The following is an 18,938-nucleotide window of genomic DNA, read 5'->3' on the forward strand; positions in this document are numbered from 1 at the left end:
CCACCCGCCGCCTACCCTGGACACATGGAACAGGGTGTGGGCGTGATCGTCACGGTCGGAGTACTGCTGCTCCTGGTGTCCACCGTGATCGTCGTGATCGCCTTCGGGTTCTCGAAGGTCCCCATCGACAAGAAATACGAGACCAGCAGAGGTGGACTCGGCGGCGCGTTCGACGCCGTCTGGTCGCCGACGGCCCACGACGCGGGTATCGAGCGCGACCGTCAGACGCAGCGGACCGCCCCGGCACCGTCACCCGGCGATCCGCCGGACACCATCGACGACGGCCGGATCCGGCTCGACATCTGAAGCACCCGCGCACCGTCGGATCCGGAGCACACGTCCGAGCATGAAGAAGGCCCCACACTCCGAGGAGCGTGGGGCCTTCTTCATGGCAGTCGTTACTTGGACGAACCGCCGAAGCCCTTGAAGCGCTGGTTGAACTTCTCGACGCGGCCGGCCGAGTCCATGATGCGCTGCTTGCCCGTGTAGAACGGGTGCGACGCGGACGAGATCTCGACATCGATGACGGGGTACTCCAGGCCGTCCAGCTCGATGGTCTTGTCGCCGGTCACGGTCGAACGGGTGAGGAACGTCTCTCCCGAGCCGAGGTCGCGGAACACGACAGCCTTGTACTCGGGGTGAATGTCAGTCTTCATGGGATTCCTTAGTTGCTGCCCTGGATTGTGCCAGGGACGAGGGAAGTCTGCGGTGCAGAGAGCACCAAGGGTCAATTCTATCAGACGCTGATCAGGATGCTGCGCGGGCGGCGTAGCGGCCGTCTTCGCTGCTGAGCACGATCGGCATGCCGAACGTGTCCGTGAGCGCCTCTGCCGTGAGGGTCTCCGCAATCGGGCCCGCCGCGACCACGGAACCGTCACGGATCAGCATCACGTGGGTGAATCCCACGGGGATCTCCTCCACGTGGTGCGTCACCATCAGCATCGCCGGAGTGGTCGGCGAGGACGCGTATCCGCTGAGGAGCGCGAGGAGTTCCTCGCGAGAACCGAGATCGAGCGAGGCCGTCGGCTCGTCGAGCAGCAGGAGTTCCGGGTCGGTCATCACCGCACGCGCGATCTGGACCCGCTTCTGCTCGCCGTCGCTGAGCGTGCCGAAGGTGCGGTCGGCCAGGTGGGCCAGACGCCAGTCGCCGAGGACACGGAGGGCGCGACGCTCGTCGATGTCCTCATAGCTCTCATTCCAGCGGCCCAGTACGGAGTAGGCGGCAGTAAGCACGGTATTGAGGACCGTCTCGTCACGAGGCACGCGCTTGGCCATCGCCGACGAGGCGAAGCCGATGCGCGGACGCACCTCGAACACATCGGTGCGACCCAGGGTCTCCCCCAGCACCGTCACCGTTCCGGCCGTCGGGTGCATGAGCGTGTCGGCCAGCTGCAGGAGCGTCGTCTTGCCCGCACCGTTCGGGCCGAGGATCACCCATCGCTGATCGTCGTCGACCTCCCAGGTCACGTGATCGATGATGTTGCGCCCCTCACGGCGCACGACGACGTCGGTGAATTCCAGAGCGCTCGGCATGTCCCCAGCCTATCGGCTCAGGCGGTCAGCTCCGCGTAGAGCGCGCGCGTCGTCTCGGCGATCGCGGCCCAGCTGAACTCGTTGCGCGCCCGCTCGCGTCCGGCTTCGCCGTAGACGCGCGCTCTCTCCGGATCCATCGCGACCTCGGTGAGCACGGCTGCCAGGTCGGCGACGTAGCGCTCCGGGTCGACCGGCGTGCCCGTGCCGTCCTGCACCTGCTCGATCGGGACGAGGCGGCCGGTGACGCCGTCGGCGACGACCTCGGGGATCCCGCCGGTCGCAGTTCCGACGACCGCTGCGCCGCAGGCCATGGCCTCGAGGTTCACGATCCCCAGCGGCTCGTAGACGGACGGGCACACGAACGTCGTCGCGGCCGTGAGGATCGCCGACAGCTCGTCGCGCGGCAGCATCCGCTCGATCCAGATGACCCCGTCTCTCTCCTTCTGGAGCAGACGCACACCCTCCTGGACCTCGGCCATGATCTCCGGCGTATCCGGAGCCCCGGCGCAGAGCACCAGCTGCACGTCGGGCGGGAGCAGTCGCGCGGCCTGCAGCAGGTACGGCAGACCCTTCTGCCGTGTGATGCGCCCCACGAAGACGACCGACGGGCGTGCGGGGTCCATCCCGATCGACTGCAGGAACGACTCATCCTGCACCGGACGCCAGCGCTCGACGTCGATCCCGTTATGGATCACCCGCACCTTCGCCGGATCCACCTGCGGGTAGCTGCGCAGGATGTCGGCGCGCATCCCCGCACTCACGGCGATCACGGCTGCGGCGTTCTCGTATGCCAGCCGCTCGATCCCGCTGGAGACGGCATATCCCCCGCCGAGCTGCTCCGCCTTCCACGGCCGCAGGGGCTCGAGGCTGTGCGCAGTGAGCACGTGCGGGATGCCGTGCAGCTGTGAGGCGAGGTGACCGGCGAAGTTCGCATACCAGGTATGACTGTGCACGAGGTCGGCTTCGGCGATGGCGGAGACGATCTCCAGATCCGTGCCGAGCGTCTGCAGCGCGGCGTTCGCTCCGGCGAGTTCCACCGGAGTGCGGTACGCGAAGGTACCCGCCTCGTCACGCGGCCCTCCGAACGCGCGGACCTGCACGTCGACGTGCTCCCTGAGGGCCGCGACGAGCTCGGCGACGTGCACGCCGGCACCGCCGTAGATCTCCGGCGGGTACTCCTTCGTGATCATTTCAACTCGCATGTCTGAACGCTAGTACAGCGACGAGGAAGGCATCTATGGTGGAGCCATGTCCGCTCCAAAGAAGGTCTTCGGGATCATCCTCGCCGGCGGCGAGGGCAAGCGCCTCATGCCTCTCACTGCCGATAGAGCGAAACCCGCAGTGCCGTTCGGCGGACAGTACAGACTCATCGACTTCGCGATCTCCAACCTCATCAACTCGGGACTGCGGCAGATCGTGGTGCTGACGCAGTACAAGTCGCACAGCCTCGACCGGCACATCTCGCAGACCTGGCGGATGTCGGCGCTTCTGGACTCGTATGTGACGTCCGTTCCCGCTCAGCAGCGCCTCGGCAAGCGGTGGTTCTCCGGCTCGGCCGACGCGATCCTGCAGAGCATGAACCTCATCAACGACGAGAAGCCGGACATCGTCGTGGTGATCGGCGCCGACCACGTCTATCGCATGGACTTCCGTCAGATGCTCGATGCGCACATCGAATCCGGCGCGAAGGCGACCGTCGCCGGCATCCGCCAGCCGCTCGCGCTCGCGTCGCAGTTCGGCGTGATCGACGCCGACGCGGAATCGGGACGCATCAAGCAGTTCCTGGAGAAGCCCACCGACATCGCGGGTCTCGAGGATTCTCCCCACGAGGTGCTCGCCTCGATGGGCAACTACATCTTCGACGCCGACGCACTGATCGCCGCGGTCGAGGCCGACGGCGAATCACCGGTGTCGGGGCATGACATGGGCGGCGACATCGTCCCCTACTTCGTCGATCGCGGCGAGGCCGGCTACTACGACATGAAGCAGAACGAGGTCCCCGGCTCTTCGCCCCGCGACCGCTCGTACTGGCGAGACGTGGGAACCATCGACTCCTTCTTCGACGCGCACCGGGATCTGATCTCGACGCTGCCCGTGTTCAACCTCTACAACATGGAGTGGCCGATCCACTCGCAGGCGGTGAATTCGCCGCCGGCGAAGTTCGTCCGCGATTCGGTCGGTCGGATCGGCAACGCGATCGACTCGATCGTCTCGCTCGGCTCCGTGCTGTCGGGCACGCACCTGGAACGCAGCGTGGTCGGTCCGTGGACCCTGGCCGGGGGCGGCTCGACCATCACGGACTCGGTCGTGTTCGACCACGTGCACGTCGGCCAGGGAGCGCGCATCCACCGGGCGATCCTCGACAAGAACGTGGTGCTGGCGGATGGAGCGACGGTCGGCGTCGACCGCGAACGCGACCTGGCCCGTGGTTTCACCGTCACCGAGTCGGGCATCACCGTCGTGGGCAAGGGCGTCTTCATCGAACGCTGAGGCCGTCACACCGCGCATCGACCGTTCCGGTGATCGCTAGGCTCGTCGGGTGACTGCCACGCGTTTCCTCGTCGTCCTCGATGCCGATTCCACCCTCATCCGCAACGAGGTGATCGAGTTGCTCGCCGACGAAGCGGGCCGGCGGGCCGAGGTTCAGGCCGCCACCGAAGCGGCGATGCGCGGCGACGTCGACTTCTCGACGAGCCTGCGCTCCCGGGTCGCCGCGCTGGAGGGCGTACCGGTGTCGGCGTTCGAGCGTGTACGCGCACGGATCGAACCCACCCTGGGAGTACGTGAGCTGACCGCGGCCGCCCACGACCGCGGTGGTGTGGTCGGCGTCGTCTCAGGAGGCTTCCACGAGATCCTCGACAACGTCGCACCCGGCCTCGGCGTCGATCGCTGGCGCGCGAACCGCCTCGGAGTCGCAGACGGCGTGCTCACCGGCCTGGTCGACGGCGAGATCGTGGACGGCGCCGCGAAAGCCTCTTCGCTTCTGGAATGGGCCGCTGAGCTCGACGTCGATCCTCGGGCGACCATCGCGATCGGGGACGGTGCGAACGACCTCCAGATGATGGCCGTCGCCGGACTCGGTCTCGCGTTCAATGCGAAGCCCGCCGTGCGCAAGGCCGCGAGTCTCGTGATCGGTCCGCAGGATCTGGCCGAGGTCATCGCCCTGCTGCCCTAGACGGAAACCGGTGGAGAAAGTCCGAGGCCACCGCTAGCGTCGCCTCATGGACATCATCCTCATCCCCGGGCTCTGGCTCGATGCGTCCAGCTGGGAAGAGGTGATCCCGGCCCTCGAAGAAGCAGGGCATCGCGCGCATCCTCTCACCCTGCCCGGACTCGATTCACCGGCTTCGGCCTCGTCCGAGATCGGCATCGCGCGCTGGATCGCTGCAGCGGTGACTGCCGTGGACGCGGTGTCAGGAGACGTCGTGGTGGTCGGCCACAGCGGCGGTGGCAACGTGGCCTGGGGCGTCGCCGATGCGCGCCCCGAGCGCGTGCGCCGTGTCATCTTCGTCGATACCGTGCCACCGCCGCCCGGGAGCGGCATCAGCGAGTTCGAGATCGTCGACGGGGTCGTGCCCTTCCCCGGTTGGGACTTCTTCCCCGACGAGGATGTCAACGATCTCGACGAATCGACGCGAGCGCGTACGGCACCGCTCACCCGCAGCGTTCCCGCCAGAGTGCCGACCGACGGCATCGCGCTGGAGAACCCTGCGCGATACCGCGTCCCGGTGACGCTGCTGATGGGCGGCCTCGATCAGGCCTCGTTCGAGGGGATGATCGACCAGTGGGGCACGTACGCCCACGAATACCGTGCGATCGACGACGCCGAGGTCGTGCGCATCGGCTCCGGCCACTGGCCGCAGTTCTCCGTTCCCGAGAGACTCGGCGAACTCCTCAACGCCGCGATCGCGCGCTGAGAGCAGACGCCCTGCTCGGGGTCAGTGTCCCATCCCGAGACCACCGTCGACGGGGATGACCGCGCCCGAGATGTAGCCGGCATCATCCCCCGCGAGCCACGTCACGACACCGGCGACCTCGTCGGGGGTGGCGAAGCGTGCGGCAGGGATGCTCGCCTTGTACTGCTTCTGCGTCTCCTCGGGGAGTTCCGCTGTCATGTCGGTCTCGATGAAGCCGGGAGCGACGACGTTCGCGGTGATCCCGCGCGCGCCGAGCTCACGCGTGATCGAACGGGCGAAGCCGACCAGTGCGCTCTTCGAGGCGGAGTAGTTGGCCTGGCCGGCGGAGCCGTACAAGCCCACGACACTCGAGATCAGGATGATGCGGCCGAAGCGCGCCCGCAGCATGCCCTTCGAGGCGCGCTTGACGACGCGGAACGTGCCGCCCAGGTTCGTCGCGACCACACTGTCGAAGTCGTCCTCGCTCATGCGCATGAGGAGCGTGTCCTTCGTGATGCCGGCGTTCGCGACGACGATCTCCACCGGGCCGAGCTGCTGCTCCACCTCGGTGAACGCCGCATCGAGCGCGGCAGCATCCGTGACATCCGCTCGGACGGTGAGCGTTCCCTCCGGGCCCTCTCCGCTGCGAGCGGTGACCGCCACGCGATAGCCGTCCCGTACGAAGCGCTCCGCGATCGCACGGCCGATACCGCGGTTTCCGCCGGTGACGAGGACGACGCGCTCAGCGCTCATGGGGACACTCCTGCTCTGGACCTGCGGCCCGAGTTCCCGAGCCGTCATCGATCCTACCGACGATGCCGCGCCCGACCCCGTCACGACGTTGACACGCGCGGACGGGGCTGGAAGCCTGATCGAGACGAAAGGCTTCACCGTGAGCGACACCCCCACTCCTCCTCCCACCGGCGAGCCGGCGCTCACACCGCCTCCGCCGCCTGCACCGGTGCCCCCTCCCGCGGCCCCGCGGCTTCCCGCACATCCGGTGCAACCCGCCCCGCAGCCGACGCAGAGCTATCCGGGCGCCCCGCCGACGTACAGCGCCCCGACGCCCACGACCGTGCCTCAGCCCGGCTATCCGCTCTACGGTGCGCCCGTCTATCCCGTTACCGCGCCACGCCCCACGAGCGGGCTCGCCGTCACCTCCCTGATCTGTGGCATCGCCGGGATCGCGCTGTTCTGGGCGATCGTGCCGGTATTGGCATCGATCGCCGCCGTCATCACCGGCCATATGGCGCTGGGCCTGACCAAGCGCGATCCGGGAATCGCCGGTCGAGGTATGGCCATCGCCGGCCTGATCCTCGGTTACGCGATGATCGCGATCGGCGCGTTCACCCTCATCGGCATCATCATCAGCTTCCTTTTCGTCGGAGCATTCAGCCTGCCCTTCGTCTACTCGCGCTGAACCGACTCGGAAGCGGCACGCCGAGCGGCCGGTACCGGCGTAGGCTTGAGACATCGTGAAGAACGCGCGTCAAGTCCCGGCCGTCACCTCACTGCCGCAATCTCCGCGGGATGAGGCTGACCATCGCGTGCGCCGATACGTCCTGACGATGTCCATCCGCATCGCCTGCTTCGCGCTCATGGTGCTCGTGCAACCCTACGGCTGGTACACCTGGGTCTTCGGCGTCTCCGCGGCCGTGCTTCCCTACATCGCCGTGGTCTTCGCCAACGCCGGCAGCGACAGCACCGACACCACGGCGGAGTCCCCCCTGCAAGAGCTGGAAGCCCCGGGACCCGCGCCGATCGAGAACGATACGACGACTCCCTCGGTGTTCACGATCCACGAAGGCCCGAAGGACCGATGACAGACCTCGAATGCTCGCGCGCCGGGTGCCGGAGTGCGGCGACCAGACAGGTCGTGTGGCGAAACCCTCGTATCCATGCCGCCGATCGTGAGAAGATCTGGCTGGCGTGCGACGAGCATGTCGACTACCTCCGCGACTACCTCGCCGCACGGGACTTCCCGGTGACCGTTCGCGACGGAATCCCGGCATGAGCCGACGGTTGACCCGATGGGGCGTGTACGTGCTCATCGCGATCGGCTTCGCGGTCGCGTGCGTCTTCCTGTCGCAGTGGCAGTTCGAGCGGAACGAATCCCGGGCCGCGCAGATCGAACTCGTCGAGCAGAACTACGACGCGGACCCGGTGCCGCTGACCGACCTCATCGGAGAAGACGGCGCCCTCGATCCGTCCGATGAGTGGCGACCGGTGACCCTCCAAGGCGAGTACCTGGCCGACCAGCAGCTGCTGGTGAGGAACCGTCCGCACGGCGGGACGAGTGCCTTCGAGGTGCTGGTGCCGTTCCAGGACGCCGATGGGCGCGTCTTCATCGTGGATCGCGGCTGGGTTCCGCCGGGCGACGGGGACGCACCTGACTCGGTGCCGGCGCCCCCCGCCGGCGAGACGGAGGTCACCGTGCGCCTCCGACCGGGTGAGCAGCTTCCGGCTTCGGGGCGCGGCGCCCCCGAAGGACAGGTTCCGACCATCAACCTGCCCTCCATCGCGGAACTCGTCGACGGAGATGTGATCACCGGCGCGTATGGTCGCGTGATCAGCGAGAAGCCGGCAGGCGACGGCGCACTGGGCGGATTCGACTCCCCCACCGACGACCCCGGCCCCCATCTGTCGTACGCCATCCAGTGGATCCTCTTCGCTCTGATGGGCTTCATCTTCATCGGATACATCATCCGCACGGAGATCGTGAAGCATCGGGAAGAGGTCGAAGGCGCGCCGGCTCCCGTCAAGAAGTCGCGTCGCAAGGACCACGACGCCGACATCGAAGACGAGCTGCTCGACGTGCGGTGACCGCTCAGTCGGCGCCACTCGGTATGCCGCGAGAGTTCGGGTGCTGACGCGGAGTCGCGAGAGCTCAGGCGAGCTCGATGAGGTCCTGGTACTCCTGGCTCCAGATGTCCTCGACGCCGTCCGGCAGGATCAGCACACGCTCGGGATTGAGCGACTGCACCGCGCCCGGGTCGTGCGACACGAGGACGACAGCGCCCTCGTAGTGCGCGAGCGCACCGAGGATCTCCTCGCGCGACGCGGGATCGAGGTTGTTGGTGGGCTCATCCAGCAGCAGCAGGTTCGCCGACGACACGACCAGCGTCGCGAGCGACAGACGCGTCTTCTCCCCACCGGACAGGACTCCCGCCGGCTTGAGCACGTCGTCGCCCGTGAACAGGAACGATCCCAGCACCTTGCGGGCCTCGGTCTCGGTGATGTGCGGTGCGGCGGAGACCATGTTCTCCAGCACCGAACGGTTCACGTCGAGGTTCTCGTGCTCCTGCGCGTAGTAGCCGACCTTGAGGCCGTGACCCGGCTCGAGCTGGCCGGTGTCGGGCTGGTCGACGCCCGCGAGCATGCGGAGCAGGGTGGTCTTTCCCGCACCGTTGAGGCCGAGCACCACGACCTTGGAGCCGCGATCGATCGCCAGGTCGACATCGGTGAAGATCTCGAGCGATCCGTACGACTTCGAGAGGCCGGATGCCATCATCGGCGTCTTGCCGCAGGGCGCCGGCTTCGGGAAGCGCAGCTTGGCGACCCGGTCTTCCTGACGCACCTCGTCGAGCCCCGCGAGCAGCTTCTCGGCGCGCGCGATCATCTGATGCGCCGCGGCGGCCTTCGAGGCCTTCGCTCCGAAGCGCGCCGCCTGCAGCTGCAGCGTCGTCGCCTTCTTCTCGGCGTTCGCGCGCTCCTTCTTGCGGCGCTCCTCATCCGCCACCCGCTGACGCAGGTAGTTCTTCCAGTTCATGTTGTAGGTGTCGATGATCTGGCGGTTCGCGTCGAGGTAGAACACGCGGTTCACGGTCTCGCCGACGAGCTCCACGTCGTGGCTGATCACGATCAGCCCGCCCTTGTAGCCCTTGAGGAACTCGCGCAACCACACGACACTGTCGGCGTCGAGGTGGTTCGTCGGCTCGTCGAGGATCATCGTCTCGGCGTCGGAGAAGAGGATGCGTGCGAGCTCGATGCGGCGACGCTGACCACCGGAGAGCGTCGACAGCGGCTGGTCGAGGATGCGATCGGGAAGCGAGAGGTTGTTCGCGATGGATGCGGCCTCGGCCTCTGCCGCATAGCCGCCCTGCGCTTCGAACTGCTCGGTGAGGCGGGCGTAGCGCTTCATCGCCTTGTCGGCCACCGCAGGGTCGTCGGACCCCATCGCGAGAGCCGCCTCGGTCATTCCGAGGTTGAGCTGACCGAGCCCACGCGCATCGAGGATGCGGGTGCGCGCCAGGTCTTCGGGGTTGCCCGTGCGAGGGTCCTGGGGCAGGTAGCCGAGCTCGCCGGAGCGGGTCACACTCCCACCGGACGGCAGGACGTCACCGGCGAGCACCTTGGTGAGCGTGGTCTTTCCGGCCCCGTTGCGGCCGACGAGTCCGATCTTGTCTCCGTCGGCGACGCGGAACGAGACGTTCTCCATCAGCAGGCGCGCGCCAACGCGGATCTCGAGGTCGTGCACGGCAAGCACAGCGGACGTCCGTTCTTTCGGGGAGGTTGTTCGGCCGATCGGCCAGCCTCCCAGTATAAGCGGCGTCGCCGGGAGTCGCGGTCAGCAAGATCAGCCCCGAGAGGTAGTGCACCGATACCGCAGAGGGATGCCCGCACCATCGTCCCCCGCATAGCGTGCGGGAGTGGACATCCTCAACGAGCTCATCATGCAGGCGATCGCCTCCCCCTGGCTGTATCTGGTGCTGTTCGCCGTCACCGTCATCGACGGCTTCTTCCCCCCGATCCCCAGCGAGACCGTGCTCGTCGCCGCGGCGGCCGTCGCCGCGTCCACCGGCGAGGGGAACCTGCTGCTGCTCGGTGCCGTCGCCGCGATCGGCGCGGCGATCGGCGACAACATCGCCTTCCTGATCGGCCGCGGGTTGGGCACCACCCGTTTCGCCTGGATGCGCCGTCCACGCGTCGCTGCGACGTTCGCGTATGCCCAGGACGCCCTCGACCGTCGCAGCGCGACCCTGATCCTCGGCGCCCGGTACATTCCGGTCGGGCGGGTCGCCGTCAACATGACGGCGGGGGCTCTCGACTTCCCCTGGCGGCGCTTCCTCCCGCTCAGTCTGATCGCCGGACTCAGCTGGAGCGTCTTCAGCCTCGCGATCGGCCTGCTCGCCGGCGCCTGGATCAAGGACCAGCCGCTGCTCAGCGCCGGGCTCGGAATCGTCATCGCGCTGATCATCGGCTTCGTGATCGACAGGATCGCCGCAGCTCGTCGACGCCGTGCGCAGACGCTGCAGCTGGCAGGATGACAGTCATGGCACGCCGCCGCGAGCGTTCACCTCGCCGACCACGGATCAGCCGCCGCACCTCCGCCTTCGTAGCGCTGTGTGCGGCGGTCGTCGCGCTGTTCGCGGTCCTCGTGTCTCTGCAGAGCGTGCTGTACGGCACCCCGCTGCCGCTGTCGTTCATTCTCGGCGCGGCTCTGTGCGGCTCTCCTCTGCTGGCGATCTCGCGCCCGCACTGGGCCATCGGGCTCTTCACCGCCGCAGCATTCACGCTTCCCCTCACTGTCGTACCGGAACTGGCGATCCAATCCCCGTGGCCCTGGTCCGTCCCCGCGCTCCTGACGTTCGTCCTGTTCGTCGGCGTGCTGACATTCCTCCACGGCGCGCGACTCGGGGCCTTCGCACTGATCCTCGGAGCGATCGCCTCCCTTCTCTCTCCGGTCCTCCGCCCCGACATGGTGGCACTGCCCGAGTCATCCGCCAGCGCCACGGCCGATCTCATCGTGACCACTGCCGTCGCCTCCGCCATGTTCCTCATCGCAGCGCTCGTCGCCGGACGCGTCAGAGTGGCCGCCGAACTGACGCGCGAGAAGGAACACAGTGCACTCGAAGAGGCCAGACGCGCCCTCGTGGAGGAGCGCACGAAGATCGCCAGGGAGCTGCACGACGTGGTGGCGCACAGCATGTCGGTGATCCAGGTGCAGGCCTCCACTGCGAAGTACCGGATCCCCGAGCTCGAAGACGCGGCCATCGCGGAGTTCGATGACATCGCAGCGACCGCCCGAAGCTCCCTCACCGAGATGCGACGCATGCTCGGCGTGCTCCGCACGGAGGACCAGAGCGCCGAGCTCGCCCCGCAACAGGGCATCGACGACATCCCCACCCTCGTCGACAGCATCCGCCGCGCGGGCGTCGAGGTCGGACTCGCACTGGAAGGCGGCGAGGCTGGCGCCTCCGCCACCCCCGCGGTGCAGATCGCCGCGTTCCGAATCGTTCAGGAGGCGTTGAGCAACGCCGTGCGACACGCTGCGGGCGCGCGGATCTCCGTGCGCGTGCGAGCCGAGGCCCGCAGCATTCGCATCCTGGTGCACAACACCGCGCCGCCGCGCAGCCCGGAGGGCCACGGCGGCGGGTACGGACTGCGCGGGATGCGGGAGCGCGCCGAGATTCTCGGCGGAAGCCTCTCCGCCGGCCCGGCTTCCGACGGCGGGTGGGATGTCGAGGCGATCCTCCCCTTGGGAGCAGACCCGAGATCCGACCCGACCGCCCCCTCGCCGTCGGCCGCCCCGTCGGCCGCCACCCCTCTCGAAAAGGAGAACCCGTGACGATCAGCGTGCTCATCGCCGACGATCAGGCCATGGTCCGCGCAGGATTCGCCGCACTTCTCGACGCCCACGAGGGCATACGGGTCTCCGGGCAGGCCGCGACCGGTGCCGAGGCGGTCACCCTGGCGGCCCGCCTCGACCCCGACGTGATCCTCATGGATGTGCGGATGCCGGAACTGGATGGGATCGAAGCGACTCGACGTATCCTCGGCCCCTCCTATCCCGCCGCGCACGTGCCACGGATACTCATGCTCACGACCTTCGACATCGACGACTACGTGTACGACGCACTCGAGGCCGGCGCCAGCGGCTTCCTGCTGAAGGATGCTCTGCCGGAGGAGCTCGTCCACGCCGTGCGGGTCGTCGCCGGCGGAGATGCGCTCCTCGCGCCCAGCGTGACCCGACGCATGATCGAGCAGTTCGCCGGTCGTCGCCCTCGAGCACCGCGCTCGGCGACAGCCCTCGCCGAGCTCACCGACCGCGAACGTGAAGTGCTCGTGCTCATCGGCCGTGGGCGCTCCAACACCGAGATCGCCGCCGACCTCTTCATCGCGGAGCAGACCGTCAAGACGCATGTCGGCAAGGTGCTCGCGAAGCTGAATCTCCGTGATCGCGTGCACGCCGTGATCCTCGCCTACGACACGGGACTCGTCGAGCCGTCGTCCTGACTCACCCCGTCGTAGGGGGTCGTAACGGCACCCGAGGGTGATGCCCCCGCCGACACCACGTCCATAGTCTCCTGGAACACCGCTTCCGAGGAGGACTCATGACCATCGCCCAGGCACCGCGCGCCGGCATCACCGCGGCTCCCCCGCGCGCATCCCGCGACACCGGGATCGACTTCCTCCGGGCGCTCTGCGTCCTCGGCGTCGTCCTCCTGCACGCGATCATGGTCGGCGTCACCGTCGGCGAGTCCGGTCCGGTCTTCGACAACGCCAGCGACGGGACGGGCTGGATCGCGCCGCTCAGCTGGTTCCTGCAGGTGATGCCGCTGTTCTTCGTGATCGGCGGGTTCTCCGGACTCCTCGCCTACCGGCGCATGCGTCAGCGCGGAGGCACGGCCGTCGGCTTCATCGCCGGCCGTGTGCACCGTCTGCTGCGTCCTGCGATCTTCACGATCGCCGTCGTCGCGGTCGCACTCGCACTGCTCACCGTCTTCGGCGTTCCCGCCGACCTCATCGCGACGGCCGGGTTCCGCTACGGGCAGCCGCTCTGGTTCCTGGGGGTCTTCCTTCTGTGCCAGGCGCTGCTCCCCCTGTTCGCCGCGGCTCACGAGCGCGCGCCGTTGCGCACCATCGGCGCTCTGGCTCTCACTGCGGTCGTCGTCGACGTGCTGCGAGGGGCCTCCGGCCTCGAAGCCCTGGGCTTCCTGAACCTCGCCTTCGTGTGGATGGCCCTTCAGCAGCTCGGCTTCTTCCTTGCCGACGGAAGCATCAACCGCCTCAGCAGGCGGGTCCGTGCCGCGGCAGGAACCGTCGCTGTTCTGCTGCTCGTGGCCACGTTCGTCGTCGGGATCTACTCCCCCGACCTCATCGCGAACATCAACCCGCCGACAACCGCTCTCCTCCTCGTCGGCGTCGCGCACACCAGCCTGCTGTCGCTGCACCGCGAACGTCTCGAGCGTTTCAGCCGCAGGCCGCGCGTCGCCGCGTTCACCGCCTTCGTCACGGTGCGCACGATGACGATCTACCTCTGGCACATGCCTGTTCTGCTTCTCATGGCCGGCTCGACCGCCGTCTACGCGCTCATCGCCGGCGTCACTCTGCCGGCACTGGACAGCGCAGCGTGGTGGGCCGGACGACCGCTCTGGCTGGCGACCGCGCTCGCTCTCACAGCTCTCGTCGCCGTCGCGTTCACTCGCTTCGAATCGCAGCCGGCACCCGCGGCGACTTCCTCGTCGCTTCGCATCTTCATCGGAACCCTCAGCGGCCTGGTCGGCATCGTTCTCCTCCTCGCGCTGGGCACTTCGGTCGCGACCGCGCTCATCGCGATCGCGCTGATGGCCGCTTCCCTGCGGCTGTCGTCACTGCCGTCGCCGCGATCCGGGGCCCCGCGGTCGTCGATCCGCACCAGCACGCTCGTACCGGCCTGAGTCAGCCCATGCCCCTCGCCGCCAGCGCGTCGCCGACCTCATCCGCATGCTTCAGCGCCAGCACCAGCAGGGGCACGACCGTACGGATGCCGAGACGCACATCACGGGCCTGCTCCGCCTCCCGCACGCGCGCGGCGAACCCGGCGATCACCGGAATCATCGTGAGCGTCAGCGATATCGTCAGCGCCACCGCTTCCGGATCGACTCCGACTCTGCGGAGCGGTCGTATGAGCCGGTGCAGTACGTCGAGAAGGTCCGACATCCGGGTGGTCAGGGTGAGCAGACTCGCCAGGAGCAGCACCGCCACCACCCTCCCCGTGCTGATCCATGCCGCGACGGGCGACACGAAGATCAGCAGAGCGGCGGCGAGGACCAGGATGAGCCAGCGCAGACGCCAGGTCTCGGTCACGAGCACCCGGACCGGCAATCCGCTCACGCCGTAGAGCCCTCCGACGACCGCGAGCGAGACGGCGATGCTGAGCGGATCGTGCGGGTACAGCGACAGCACGAGTGCTCCGGCCGCCAGCACCGCGAGCTTGAAGCCTGCCGGTGCTCGGTGAAGGGCCCCGGTTCCGGGACGATACAGCGCGATCACGCGCACGCCCGGCGATATGCTTCGATCACGCTCGCCGGGGCGCCCGAGGCGACGAGCCGTCCGTCCGCGAAGTACAGCACGGTGTCGCAGCGCCCCGCCAGTTCGAGGTCGTGGGTCACCACGACGACCTGCGCCTGCTGGGCGAGCAGGAGGTCACCGATGCGGCGGGCGTTGCGCAGGTCGAGGAGCGTCGTCGGCTCGTCGGCGACGATCACACGCGGTCCGGCGATCAGCACCGAGGCCAGCGCGAGCATCTGCTTCTGCCCGCCCGACAGGCTCGATGCGGGGACCTCGGCATGCTCCGCCAATCCATGCGTCTCGAGCGTCTCCCTGACGCGCGCGGACACCTCTGCCTTCGGAAGGCCGCGCAACGACAGGGCGAGGTCTTCGGCAGGGGTCGGCATGAGGATCTGCGCGTCCGGGTTGGTGAACACGAAGCCGACGAGTCGGCGCACGGCGGCGCGCTCACGCACCGTGTCGAGTCCCTGCACCGAGACCGCGCCGCTGTGAGGAGCGATGAGACCGTTCAGAAGTCTCGCGAAGGTCGATTTGCCGGAGCCGTTCGCCCCGATCACCGCAATCCGCGGTGCCGTGAGCTCGACGCTGACGTCGCGCAGCACCGCACGCCCGTCGAGCTCGACCGAGACCCGATCGAGGACGATCGGCGCCATGCCGATCCGGGGAGAACTCGTCACCTCGGGCCTCTCCACTCACACGACCTGAACAGTGTTCACCTGAACGTCGTTCACTATAATCGGAGCATGAGTCCAGAGCCCAATCCGGCACGTCACGACCGCGACAGCGTGGCGCGGAGCGCCCTCGCCCTGCTCGACGAGGTCGGGCTCGCGGACCTCTCGATGCGGCGTATCGCTGCCGGTCTCGACGTGCAGCCGAGCGCGCTCTACTGGCATTTCGCGAACAAGCAGCAGCTGCTCGCCGACCTCGCCGACCGCATCACCGCATCGATACCGCGCGGAGGAACCGATATCGTCGCTACGGCACGTGGCATCCGCGACGCGCTCTTCGCCTACCGCGACGGCGCGGAGCTGGTCCTCAGCACGTATGCGCTCCAGCTCGGCTCATCGCAGGCGCTGACCGCGCTGATCGACGCTCTGATCGCGCAGGGGGCGTCCGATGCCGAGGACCGGGGCACAGCGATCCTGCATTTCGTGCTGGGACACGCCACGCTCGTGCAGCAACGTATGCATGCCGACAGCCATGGCGCTCTGCCCGACACAGACGATGTCGATGTCACCGCCGGACTCGATCGGGTCTTCGACCTCGGGGTCACCGCCCTGGCAGGAACCTTCAGCGCGCCGGCGACTCCGCGGCGTGCCCGAGCCTGAGACCGGGAATCACGGCCAGGACGACGAGGGCGATGCAGAACGCGAAGACCGCGCTGAACGCCCCCACCTCGCCGCCGAGCGTCGCGACACCGAGGCCGGCGAGAGCGATGGCGACGGCCGATCCGGACGCATCCGAGATCGACAGGGCCGAGGAGTTGAACCCCTGGTTGGTCTCGTTCGAGTAAGCCAGCGTCAACACGGTGAGGCGAGGGTAGAGCAGCCCCATGCCACCGCCCGCGAATGCCCAGCCGACCACGACGACCGCCGCGGAGACGTCGAACACCGCGGCAGTGAGCACGCAGAGCATCGCGATCAGCAGTGCGCCCAGGCTGATCGTCGTGATGCGGTGGTTGCCGAGCCGTTCGCCGTACCGTCCCTGCAGGGCCGAGGCACCTGCCCAGGCCAGCGCCGCGAGCATCAGCGCGATGCCCGCCCAGGTCGCGCTGAAGTCGAACTTCCTCATCAGGAGATACGGGATGTACGCCTCGGCGGCGAAGAACGCCCCCGCCACGATTCCACGCATCAGCACCACGCTGGGTAAACCGGGGCCTGCGCGAAGAGTGCGCCGCGGCAGCAGCGGCAGCACGGCGAAGCCGATCGCCAGCACGGCTCCGATCGCGACGGGCCACCTGATCGACGGCTTCAGCTCTGCCGAGAAGCCGACGACGACGGCGAGCACCGCGACCACCACCGCGAGCACCAGCCGGACGATCAGCGCTCTGCGATCCTGCGGCTCACCGCGTCCGAGGTCGACCCCGCGGAGGCGGACTGCGATCATCAGGAACGCCGCAGCCGTGAGCACGGCCACACCGAGGAACGCCCAGCGCCAATCGAGGTACTCGGCGACGGCTCCGGCCAGGAACGGACCGACCATCGACGGAACGACCCAGGCCGCGGCGAAGGCAGCGAAGATCCGACCGTGCAGGTGGGGCGGGTACAGGCGGGCGACCACGACGTACAGTGCGACCGTCTGCCCTCCCGTCCCGAGCCCCTGGACCAGTCGACCGATCAGGAACTGGTGCATCGTGACCGCGAAGCCCGAGATCAGCAGGCCGATGATGAAGAGCGTCACCGCGACGTAGAGGGCACCGCGAGGTCCGCGAGCATCCGACCACGCCCCGGTCGCGACCATACCGATCACGCTGGTCGCCAGTGTCCCGGCGAAGGCCACGGCGAACAGGGCCTCGCCGTTCAGCGCCTCGCTGACGATCGGCATCACGGTCGTGACGGCCAAGGCCTCGATCGCGGCCAGGAAGATCAGTGCGACCGCGCCGAAGGTCACCCAGATGCGCTGGCGGTCCCAGATCGTCGCGGCGTCGGTCGGAGCGGTCATCGGCCGACGAGCGACGCGATGCGCTCGATGGCCTCGGTGAGGATCTCCGGGCTGGTGCCGAAGTTCAGTCTCACGTGCCCCGCGCCCTCCGCGCCGAAAGCCGGGCCGAAGTGCAGCGCGACCTTGGCGTCCTTCAGGATGCGTCGAGCCGGGTTCTCGCCCCATTCCAGCGCGGAGAGGTCGATCCACGCGAGGTAGCCGGCGTCGGGGATTCGGTAGCGCGCGCCGGGAAGGCGAGCCGCGAGAAGGTCTTCGAGCAGCACCCGGTTCTCGTCGAGGGTGCGCAGCAGCCCGTCGAGCCAGGCGTCGCTCTCCTCCGAGAAGGCGGCGACAGCCGCGAGCAGGCCGAACTGCCCGGTGCGCCACTCGACCTCGGAGGGAAGGCCGCGCACGACGGCACTCGTCTCGTCGTCGCCCGTGACCATGAGGGCGCACTTGAGCCCGGCGAGGTTGAAGGCCTTACTGGCGCTCACCACCGCGTAGCCCACGCGTTGCGCGGCGTCGCTCGCGGCGAGGAACGGCGTGAACCCCGTTCCCGGCTGCGCGAGCGGGGCGTGGATCTCGTCCGAGACCACCGCGACGCCGAACTCGTCTGCCAGTTCCGCCAGGGCGGCCAGGCTGTCCCGGCCGTGTACCGTGCCGGTGGGGTTGTGGGGGTTGCAGAGCAGGATCGCCGTCGCACCGTCGTCGAAGGCCGCGCGGATCCCGTCGAGATCGAGCTCCCACCCGGTTCCGGTATCACGGAGCGGCACCCGCTCGAGTTCTGCACCGGCCTCGGCGACCAGATCGTAGAACGGCGGGTAGACGGGAGGCGTCACGACGACGCGCTCTCCCGGCTGCGTCACGCGGCGCAGGATCTCGACGATCCCCATGCTCACGTCAGCGGTGCTGCGCATCCGTGCGGGGTCAGGGTCCCACCGGTAGCGGCGGCCCGCGAACGCCGCGAACGACTCGGCGAGCGACGTCTTCGAGGCGACATACCCCGTATCGCCGATCTCGACAGCACGCTGCAGTACCGTCGAGATCGCCGGAGCCAGCGGGAAGTCGGTCTCCGCGACGAACAGCGGAAGGACGTCCGCGGGGTACTCCCGCCACTTCGCGCTGCTGCGCTCGCGGAGTTCCGCCAGAGGCAAAGCCTTCACCTGAAGCATTCGTTCTCCCGAGGTCCCGACACGCGCCGTCGCGGTGTCATCCGATTCGACGCGCGCAGAGAATCCACCCGGCGGTGCTTCCCGTAGGGGTCAGATCGCGAAACCGAGGGCGCGCATCATGTCGCGCCCGTCGTCCGAGATCTTCTCCGGACCCCACGGCGGCATCCAGACCCAGTTGATCCGGAAGCGATCGACCACGCTGTCCAGAGCCTGAGCGGTCTGGTCCTCGAGGACATCGGTGAGCGGGCAGCCGGCGCTGGTCAGCGTCATGTGGATGACGAGAGCATCGTTCTCGTCATCCCAGGCGAGGTCGTAGATGAGGCCGAGGTCGACGACGTTGATCCCGAGCTCGGGGTCCATGACGTCTTTGAGAGCCTCGGTGACCGCGTCGTACTTCTCGTCCGTGAGGGTCGCTGTCATGCGA

Annotated in this window: 23 protein-coding genes; 13 read left to right on the forward strand and 10 right to left on the reverse strand. The window is 68.2% G+C overall.

The features are described from left to right. The first annotated feature begins 24 nt into the window (after nt 1-24). On the forward strand, nt 25-306 hold the full coding sequence (locus tag ACFVWL_RS16740; RefSeq protein WP_387185118.1) for a hypothetical protein: 282 nt from the start codon (nt 25-27) through the stop codon (nt 304-306). Between the two features lie 92 nt (nt 307-398). Here the strand turns inward: ACFVWL_RS16740 and ACFVWL_RS16745 are convergent, their stop codons facing one another. The 3 genes from ACFVWL_RS16745 to glgA form a co-directional block, all read right to left on the reverse strand. Then, on the reverse strand, nt 399-656 hold the full coding sequence (locus ACFVWL_RS16745) for a type B 50S ribosomal protein L31 (protein ID WP_387185119.1): 258 nt from the start codon (nt 654-656) through the stop codon (nt 399-401). Nucleotides 657-747: 91 nt separating this feature from the next. After that, entirely contained in the window at nt 748-1,533 is a 786-nt protein-coding gene (locus ACFVWL_RS16750; RefSeq protein ID WP_387185121.1) for an ABC transporter ATP-binding protein, read from the reverse strand. A 17-nt stretch (nt 1,534-1,550) separates the two neighbouring features. Further along, the gene (gene glgA, locus ACFVWL_RS16755; protein WP_387185122.1) at nt 1,551-2,735 is read right to left on the reverse strand and encodes a glycogen synthase; all 1,185 of its coding nucleotides are present in this window, start codon (nt 2,733-2,735) and stop codon (nt 1,551-1,553) included. Between the two features lie 46 nt (nt 2,736-2,781). Here glgA and glgC point away from each other — a divergent pair, with 46 nt between their 5' ends. From glgC to ACFVWL_RS16770, 3 genes are read left to right on the forward strand one after another with little or no spacing between them, the layout of a single operon-like run. Beyond that, entirely contained in the window at nt 2,782-4,023 is a 1,242-nt protein-coding gene (gene glgC, locus ACFVWL_RS16760) for a glucose-1-phosphate adenylyltransferase (protein WP_387185125.1), read from the forward strand. Between the two features lie 49 nt (nt 4,024-4,072). After that, a complete protein-coding gene (serB, locus tag ACFVWL_RS16765; protein WP_387185127.1) occupies nt 4,073-4,708 on the forward strand; it encodes a phosphoserine phosphatase SerB in 636 nt (211 codons plus the stop codon). Nucleotides 4,709-4,754: 46 nt separating this feature from the next. Then, nucleotides 4,755-5,450, forward strand: a complete 696-nt coding sequence (locus tag ACFVWL_RS16770) for an alpha/beta fold hydrolase (RefSeq protein WP_387185130.1) — start codon at nt 4,755-4,757, stop codon at nt 5,448-5,450. A 21-nt stretch (nt 5,451-5,471) separates the two neighbouring features. Here the strand turns inward: ACFVWL_RS16770 and ACFVWL_RS16775 are convergent, their stop codons facing one another. After that, nucleotides 5,472-6,182, reverse strand: coding sequence for a beta-ketoacyl-ACP reductase (locus tag ACFVWL_RS16775; RefSeq protein ID WP_017830420.1), 711 nt, complete (start codon nt 6,180-6,182; stop codon nt 5,472-5,474). 139 nt (nt 6,183-6,321) lie between these two features. Here ACFVWL_RS16775 and ACFVWL_RS16780 point away from each other — a divergent pair, with 139 nt between their 5' ends. Genes ACFVWL_RS16780 through ACFVWL_RS16795 form a run of 4 tightly spaced genes read left to right on the forward strand, consistent with a single transcriptional unit; the run spans nt 6,322 to nt 8,252 of the window. Further along, nucleotides 6,322-6,849, forward strand: a complete 528-nt coding sequence (locus tag ACFVWL_RS16780) for a DUF4190 domain-containing protein (RefSeq protein ID WP_387185133.1) — start codon at nt 6,322-6,324, stop codon at nt 6,847-6,849. Between the two features lie 55 nt (nt 6,850-6,904). Continuing rightward, nucleotides 6,905-7,252, forward strand: coding sequence for a DUF3099 domain-containing protein (locus ACFVWL_RS16785; protein WP_387185136.1), 348 nt, complete (start codon nt 6,905-6,907; stop codon nt 7,250-7,252). Beyond that, on the forward strand, nt 7,249-7,443 hold the full coding sequence (locus ACFVWL_RS16790; RefSeq protein ID WP_387185139.1) for a hypothetical protein: 195 nt from the start codon (nt 7,249-7,251) through the stop codon (nt 7,441-7,443). Before ACFVWL_RS16785 ends, ACFVWL_RS16790 begins: the two co-directional genes overlap by 4 nt. Then, complete coding sequence (locus ACFVWL_RS16795; protein WP_387185142.1) at nt 7,440-8,252, forward strand: SURF1 family protein; 813 nt, start codon at nt 7,440-7,442, stop codon at nt 8,250-8,252. The genes ACFVWL_RS16790 and ACFVWL_RS16795 overlap by 4 nt, the downstream gene beginning before the upstream one ends. Nucleotides 8,253-8,316: 64 nt before the next feature. On the opposite strand, the gene abc-f is transcribed toward ACFVWL_RS16795, so the two are convergent. Next, nucleotides 8,317-9,915 carry a ribosomal protection-like ABC-F family protein gene (gene abc-f / locus ACFVWL_RS16800; protein ID WP_387185145.1) on the reverse strand — a complete coding sequence of 533 codons (1,599 nt, stop codon included), beginning with the start codon at nt 9,913-9,915 and terminating at the stop codon, nt 8,317-8,319. 163 nt (nt 9,916-10,078) lie between these two features. Here abc-f and ACFVWL_RS16805 point away from each other — a divergent pair, with 163 nt between their 5' ends. The 4 genes from ACFVWL_RS16805 (at nt 10,079) to ACFVWL_RS16820 (ending at nt 14,089) form a co-directional block, all read left to right on the forward strand. Then, a complete protein-coding gene (locus tag ACFVWL_RS16805; RefSeq protein WP_387185148.1) occupies nt 10,079-10,696 on the forward strand; it encodes a DedA family protein in 618 nt (205 codons plus the stop codon). A gap of 5 nt (nt 10,697-10,701) precedes the next feature. Beyond that, entirely contained in the window at nt 10,702-11,997 is a 1,296-nt protein-coding gene (locus ACFVWL_RS16810; protein ID WP_387185150.1) for a sensor histidine kinase, read from the forward strand. Then, a complete protein-coding gene (locus ACFVWL_RS16815) occupies nt 11,994-12,665 on the forward strand; it encodes a response regulator (protein ID WP_387185153.1) in 672 nt (223 codons plus the stop codon). The genes ACFVWL_RS16810 and ACFVWL_RS16815 overlap by 4 nt, the downstream gene beginning before the upstream one ends. Before the next feature lie 98 nt (nt 12,666-12,763). Beyond that, the gene (locus tag ACFVWL_RS16820) at nt 12,764-14,089 is read left to right on the forward strand and encodes an acyltransferase (protein ID WP_387185156.1); all 1,326 of its coding nucleotides are present in this window, start codon (nt 12,764-12,766) and stop codon (nt 14,087-14,089) included. A gap of 1 nt (nt 14,090) precedes the next feature. On the opposite strand, the gene ACFVWL_RS16825 is transcribed toward ACFVWL_RS16820, so the two are convergent. After that, complete coding sequence (locus tag ACFVWL_RS16825) at nt 14,091-14,690, reverse strand: CbiQ family ECF transporter T component (protein WP_387185159.1); 600 nt, start codon at nt 14,688-14,690, stop codon at nt 14,091-14,093. Further along, nucleotides 14,681-15,379, reverse strand: a complete 699-nt coding sequence (locus tag ACFVWL_RS16830; protein WP_387185160.1) for an energy-coupling factor ABC transporter ATP-binding protein — start codon at nt 15,377-15,379, stop codon at nt 14,681-14,683. Before ACFVWL_RS16830 ends, ACFVWL_RS16825 begins: the two co-directional genes overlap by 10 nt. 66 nt (nt 15,380-15,445) lie before the next feature. Here ACFVWL_RS16830 and ACFVWL_RS16835 point away from each other — a divergent pair, with 66 nt between their 5' ends. Next, nucleotides 15,446-16,030 carry a TetR family transcriptional regulator gene (locus tag ACFVWL_RS16835; protein WP_387185163.1) on the forward strand — a complete coding sequence of 195 codons (585 nt, stop codon included), beginning with the start codon at nt 15,446-15,448 and terminating at the stop codon, nt 16,028-16,030. Here ACFVWL_RS16835 and ACFVWL_RS16840 read toward each other — a convergent pair. From ACFVWL_RS16840 to ACFVWL_RS16850, 3 genes are all read right to left on the reverse strand, one after another. Beyond that, nucleotides 15,993-17,363 carry an MFS transporter gene (locus ACFVWL_RS16840; protein WP_387185166.1) on the reverse strand — a complete coding sequence of 457 codons (1,371 nt, stop codon included), beginning with the start codon at nt 17,361-17,363 and terminating at the stop codon, nt 15,993-15,995. The two genes, ACFVWL_RS16835 and ACFVWL_RS16840, sit on opposite strands and share 38 nt — an antisense overlap. Beyond that, on the reverse strand, nt 17,360-18,514 hold the full coding sequence (locus tag ACFVWL_RS16845; RefSeq protein ID WP_387185168.1) for a MalY/PatB family protein: 1,155 nt from the start codon (nt 18,512-18,514) through the stop codon (nt 17,360-17,362). Before ACFVWL_RS16845 ends, ACFVWL_RS16840 begins: the two co-directional genes overlap by 4 nt. Before the next feature lie 90 nt (nt 18,515-18,604). Further along, nucleotides 18,605-18,934 (reverse strand): metal-sulfur cluster assembly factor, encoded by a 330-nt coding sequence (locus tag ACFVWL_RS16850; protein WP_028501690.1) that lies wholly within the window; start codon nt 18,932-18,934, stop codon nt 18,605-18,607. Between the last annotated feature and the right edge of the window lie 4 nt (nt 18,935-18,938).

It is taken from the genome of Microbacterium sp. NPDC058269, assembly GCF_042881445.1.
Classification (GTDB): Bacteria; Actinomycetota; Actinomycetes; order Actinomycetales; family Microbacteriaceae; genus Microbacterium.

Excerpts from the sequence above, each read along its gene's own strand:
- ACFVWL_RS16790 (WP_387185139.1), top strand. The coding sequence starts at position 7,249 with ATGACAGACCTCGAATGCTCGCGCGCCGGGTGCCGGAGTGCGGCGACC.
- ACFVWL_RS16775 (WP_017830420.1), bottom strand. The coding sequence starts at position 6,182 with ATGAGCGCTGAGCGCGTCGTCCTCGTCACCGGCGGAAACCGCGGTATC.
- glgC (WP_387185125.1), top strand. The coding sequence starts at position 2,782 with ATGTCCGCTCCAAAGAAGGTCTTCGGGATCATCCTCGCCGGCGGCGAG.
- ACFVWL_RS16740 (WP_387185118.1), top strand. The coding sequence starts at position 25 with ATGGAACAGGGTGTGGGCGTGATCGTCACGGTCGGAGTACTGCTGCTC.
- ACFVWL_RS16820 (WP_387185156.1), top strand. The coding sequence starts at position 12,764 with ATGACCATCGCCCAGGCACCGCGCGCCGGCATCACCGCGGCTCCCCCG.
- ACFVWL_RS16835 (WP_387185163.1), top strand. The coding sequence starts at position 15,446 with ATGAGTCCAGAGCCCAATCCGGCACGTCACGACCGCGACAGCGTGGCG.
- ACFVWL_RS16770 (WP_387185130.1), top strand. The coding sequence starts at position 4,755 with ATGGACATCATCCTCATCCCCGGGCTCTGGCTCGATGCGTCCAGCTGG.
- ACFVWL_RS16845 (WP_387185168.1), bottom strand. The coding sequence starts at position 18,514 with ATGCTTCAGGTGAAGGCTTTGCCTCTGGCGGAACTCCGCGAGCGCAGC.
- ACFVWL_RS16745 (WP_387185119.1), bottom strand. The coding sequence starts at position 656 with ATGAAGACTGACATTCACCCCGAGTACAAGGCTGTCGTGTTCCGCGAC.
- ACFVWL_RS16840 (WP_387185166.1), bottom strand. The coding sequence starts at position 17,363 with ATGACCGCTCCGACCGACGCCGCGACGATCTGGGACCGCCAGCGCATC.
- ACFVWL_RS16750 (WP_387185121.1), bottom strand. The coding sequence starts at position 1,533 with ATGCCGAGCGCTCTGGAATTCACCGACGTCGTCGTGCGCCGTGAGGGG.
- ACFVWL_RS16795 (WP_387185142.1), top strand. The coding sequence starts at position 7,440 with ATGAGCCGACGGTTGACCCGATGGGGCGTGTACGTGCTCATCGCGATC.
- glgA (WP_387185122.1), bottom strand. The coding sequence starts at position 2,735 with ATGCGAGTTGAAATGATCACGAAGGAGTACCCGCCGGAGATCTACGGC.
- ACFVWL_RS16850 (WP_028501690.1), bottom strand. The coding sequence starts at position 18,934 with ATGACAGCGACCCTCACGGACGAGAAGTACGACGCGGTCACCGAGGCT.
- ACFVWL_RS16810 (WP_387185150.1), top strand. The coding sequence starts at position 10,702 with ATGGCACGCCGCCGCGAGCGTTCACCTCGCCGACCACGGATCAGCCGC.